The sequence below is a fragment of the Micromonospora sp. NPDC005172 genome (assembly GCF_040608555.1).
Classification (GTDB): domain Bacteria; phylum Actinomycetota; class Actinomycetes; order Mycobacteriales; family Micromonosporaceae; genus Micromonospora.
Genome location: NZ_JBEXIL010000106.1, coordinates 1 through 5,056, shown reverse-complemented (window position 1 = coordinate 5,056; position 5,056 = coordinate 1). Strand labels below are relative to the sequence as shown.

Sequence of the window (5,056 nt, the reverse complement as noted above, 5' to 3'; positions counted from 1 at the left end):
GCACTCGATCCATACCCGTCTACCGACCGAATCACCCTCATCGATCGGACCGGCTGTGCGACACACCCGCCCAACCCACAAACCAAACGCGCTCTTAGCCATACCGAAACCCTAGCCACGTAAACCCATTCCCAACAAGACCAAGTCGCAATTTCAAGCCACGTCAATCCAACCACAAACAACCGAAAAGAAAAACCGCCTAAACCCCGACACAACACCGTCTCTACCAGCGCAAACGTTGATCCACAGCTTCAAAAGAGAACGCCGACACACCTCTTGCAGATGCTCTTGCCATGGATCGCCTGCGGCGGGTACCGTCCCCTCTCCCCCTCAAATAGACGGCGCAAACAATCGCGCCAACGAAGGCGGATGGGGGGCGAATTCGACGCAAGGGAAGGGGGTGGTCGCCCAGTGATGACGTTGCACAAGCTGTCGGTCGGCGACGGCTACACCTACCTCACCCGACACGTCGTCGGCGGCGACCGCGACCGGCTTCCCGGGCAGGACGCGACCGACTACTACACCGCCCCCGGCAACCCTCCGGGCCGGTGGGGCGGTCGAGGTCTGGCCCCGCTCGGTCTGGCCGGGCAGGTGTCCGAGGAGCAGATGCGGCACCTGTTTGGCCAGGGGATGCACCCCGATGCCGATGCCATCATCGCCCGACATCTCGCTACCCGGGTTCGGCCCAGCATGGACGACGAGCAGGTCGAGCGGCTCACGCAGGAGGCGATCCGTCAGGCCACCCTCGGGCGCCGTTTCCCCGTCTACGCGACCCTGCGGGACTTCGACACCCGTGTCGAGCAACGGCTCGACGTGGTGCGCGCCGAGACGGGGCGGAAGCCGACACAGGCCGAGACAGGCAAGGTACGCGCCGAGGAGGCCCGCCGGGCCCGCGGTGCCGTCGCCGGCTACGACCTCGTCCTCACCCCCGTGAAGAGCCTCGTCCTGCTGTGGGCCCTCGACGAACGCGAGTGGGTCCGGGACACCGTGAAGGCGATCCACGAGCAGGCCCGCGACTCCGCACTACAACTGTTGGAGAAGCATGCGGCGTTCACCCGCAGCGGCGATACCGGGCAGGCGCAGCTGGACACCCGCGGCTTGGTCTACGCCATGTTCGACCACTACGACTCCCGCGACGGCGACCCGAACCTGCACACGCATGTCGCGATCAGCAACAAGATCCAGGGGGCGGATGGGAAGTGGCGCAGCCTCGACGGCGGCCCGTTGCACCGCGTCGCGGTCGCCGCGTCCGAGCACTACAACTCCACCGTCGAGACCCTCGCCATCCAACACCTTGGGGTGCAGTTCGCGGTCCGCCCTGACACCGTGGGTAAGCGGCATCCGGTCCGTGAGGTAGCCGGTGTTCCGCGCGACGTGATCGGGACGTTCTCATCGCGGCGGTCGCAGATCGAGGCCCGCTACGAGCAGTTGGTCGTCGACTTCCGTCGCGCCCACGGCCGCGACCCGGACAACCAGGCCGCGTTCCGCCTCGCGGGCCAGGCCAACCTCGACACCCGCGGTCCCAAACCCGCTCCCCGTTCCCTCGCCGCGCTGCGCGAGGAGTGGACGGCCCGACTGCACGCCGAACACGGCCAATCGGCCGCGCAATCCCTTGCCCAGGTAGTCAGCGCCACCGGCCCCGCCCACAGACACGAGACGGTTTCCACAACGTTATCCACAGAGCAGATCGGGGCTCTAGCCGCTCTGGCGGTGCGGCAGGCGGAGGGATCCCGGTCGACGTGGACCGTGTGGAACCTGCGTGCCGAAGCCGACCGGCTGCTGCGCGAACCACCCGCCACCGTCGCCCCTCGCGGGCTGCGCTTCACCGATCAGCATGATCGCTCTGAGGTGCTGCAGCAGGTCGTCCACCAGGCCGTCACCTCGCTCTGCGTACCCGTGACGGCCGAGCCGGATCTGGTCGAGCCCGCCGGGCTGCGCCGCAAGGACGGAACGTCGGTGTTCGTGCAGCACGGCGCCGCCCGCTACACCAGCCAGGCGGTCCTCGACGCGGAGCAGCGCCTCCTCGACGCCGCTCGCACCCCCACGGTCCTGGGCTACGCGGCCCCCGCCGTGCAGGCGATGCTTGATGGTTACGAGGCCACCACCGGCACCACGCTCGACCCCGGGCAGCGGGCCATGGTCGTCGCGTTCGCCACCGACGCGCGGCTGATCGCCGTTGGGCTCGGCCCCGCTGGCGCCGGAAAGACCACCACCATGCGCGCGTACCAACATGTCGTCGCCGCCCACGGCCAGCGACTCATCCCCCTGGCCACCTCCGCCGCCGCGTCCGCCGTCCTCAGCGCCGACCTCGGCGTCCCCGCCGAAAACCTGCACAAGTTCGTCCACGAACACAGCACCCACCGGAACGCCGACAGCACCTTCCCCGCTGGGAAAGATTTCTTCCGGGTACGGCCCGGCGACGTCATCCTCGTCGACGAAGCCGGCCTCGCCGGCACCCACAACCTCGACGCCCTACGCGACATCGCCACCCGCCACGGCGCCCTCGTACGCCTGCTCGGAGACCACCGGCAACTCGCCGCCGTCGAGTCCGGTGGCGCACTGCGCCTGCTCGCAACGGAGGCCGGCGCCGTCGAACTCACCGCCCTGCACCGCTTCACCACAGCTGCCGAAGCCGACGCCACCCGCCGCCTCCGCGACGGCGACACCACCGCCCTCGACCACTACGAGAGCAGCGGCCGGATACGGGGCGGCTCCTACGAGACAATGGTCGAACAGGCCTACACCGCCTGGCACACCGACATGACCGCGGGCTTGACCACCCTGATGTCGTCGTCCACCAGCGCTGGCGTCACCGCCCTGTCCGCCCGCGCCCGCGCCGACCGCGTCACCGCCGGTCAGGTCGAACCCGACGGCGTCACCCTGCACGACGGCAACCGCGCCGGCCGCGGGGACTGGATCGTCACCCGCCTCAACAGCCGCACCATGACCAGCAACCGGGGCAAGGACTGGGTCCGCAACGGCGACGCCTGGACCGTCACCCACCGCCGCACCGACGGGGCCCTCACCGTCAAACACCAGCAGCACGGCGGCACCCTCACCCTCCCCGCCGCCTACGTCGCCGCGCACGTCGAACTGCTCTACGCCACCACGGTCCACCGCGCCCAGGGCGCCACCGTCGACACCGCCCACGCCCTCATCACCGACGACATGGCCCGCGAACACCTCTACGTCGCCGCCACCCGCGCCCGCCAGCACACCACCCTCTATGGCGTCACCCACCGGATCCTGCCCCTCGACGAGGACGCCCGTCTCGACCGCGCCGGTTATGACCCATACGCCCGCGTGGCCCGGGAAATCCTCGAAACCGTCCTTGCCACCGAAGGCGCGCAGACCTCCGCCACCGAAGCCATCACCCACGCCGCCGACCAGGCCCGCAGCCTTGCCACCCTGGTCCCCCGACTGCGCTACGCGACCGAACTCGCCGACGACCAACGCCTGCACACCCTCGTCTCCGACGCACTCGGCCCAGACGCCGGCGCGGTGCACCGTGACGCCGCCTGGCCTACCGTCGTCCGCGCGCTGCGCACCGCCGAGAGCAACGGCTGGGACCTGCCCCAAGTCCTCGCCAACACCGCCCGCCGTGGCACCCTCGCTGGCGCCGAATCCCCCGCTCAACTTCTCACCTGGCGCATCAAAGACCACCTGGACGGCCGCAGCCCGAGCCCCGCCCTCACCCAACCCAGCGTCGACGACACTGCGCGTTACGCCGCTCTCCTCCGACCGATCCTGCGTAGCGCCGAGCCCCTCGACCCCATCGACGCGACCCGCCCACCGCGGCTTCTCGCCAGCGAACCCACCTCACACGACAGCGACCACCGACAGCTGATCGCCGCCGTTCTCGGCGACCGAACAGCCGACCGGGCCACCGGCGAGCCCGCCTGGCCAGCCCTCACCGCCGCGATCCGCCGCGCCGAACACGCCGGACACGACGCCCTCACCGCCGTCGCCACAGCCGCCCTCGCTCGGCCCCTGCACGACGTTCGGTCCCTCTCCGAAGTCCTCGCCTGGCGCCTCAACCAGCACCTCGACTCCACCCCACCACCCGTCGAAGCCGGCACCACCGACGGCTGGCGCACCCTCGCCTGGACCCTCAAGGCCTCCGAAACACAGGGCCACCCCGCCGAACAACTCCTCACCGTTGCCCGTCCCGGCAGCGACCTGGACAGCGTCCGCCACCAACTCCACAGCCTTACCCGACCCGCCCCCGAGGCCGGGCCGGTGCCCTGGCTTGACGCCACTCCGCCCACCGCCGACACCGCCCTGACGGTCTACCTCGAAGACGCCACCCGGCTCATCCAAAAGCGGGTCAACGAGGTCACGGACCGCGCCCTCACCGACCGACCCGCCTGGCTCACCGGACTCCACGGCGACGTCACCCAGCCGAACGAGCACGCGACGTGGAGGACCCACGTAGCGACCGTCGCGGCCTACCGCGACCAGTACCAGATCACAGGCGACGAACCCGACCAACCCATCGGCCCTTACGTCCCCCAGCACCACGCCGGGCACCGGGCATACCTCCACGCCGCCGACGCCGTCCTCGCCGCCCGGCACCCGCACACCACCCCCGCGGACCCCGCCACCGCGAGAATCGCACGCGACATCTACCTCGCCCTGCCCGACGAACAACGCGCACACATCGCCGCCCGAATCGCCGACGACTTGGGCAAAGACTGGCTCGGCCCCCGCGAAGGCGACCCCGACAGCATCCTCACCACGCCCACGTATGCAACACGCCTCAACACTCAGCTCATCGCCGAGGGCCTCCGCCTCTCCGCAGCCACGCCCGACCCCGCACCGTCTGCCACCTCGCCTGAGCAGCGCATCGGTATGCAGCACAGCGCGCCCGCACCACCTCTTGATCAAGTGCAGAGCCAGCCGGACGTTCAGATGTCCTGGTAAGCCGAAGCTCAAGGCAGGCGCCGGGGTACGCGGGGCGACCCTGTCTGTCAGGGTGAGTTGAGGCCAGCGGCTCATAGCAAGTCCGCCGGACAGGGCGAGTTCAGGATCGAGAAGCGTTGAATACTGCTGTTGA

At 69.8% G+C, this 5,056-nt stretch carries 1 protein-coding gene; it reads left to right on the top strand.

The window, feature by feature from the left end:
- The first annotated feature begins 414 nt into the window (after positions 1-414).
- Positions 415-4,923 (top strand): MobF family relaxase, encoded by a 4,509-nt coding sequence (gene mobF, locus ABZV06_RS31870; RefSeq protein ID WP_355625963.1) that lies wholly within the window; start codon positions 415-417, stop codon positions 4,921-4,923.
- Positions 4,924-5,056: the final 133 nt, after the last annotated feature.

What these genes read in the sequence shown, in the direction of transcription:
- mobF (WP_355625963.1), top strand. Translation starts at nt 415, where the DNA reads ATGACGTTGCACAAGCTGTCGGTCGGCGACGGCTACACCTACCTCACC.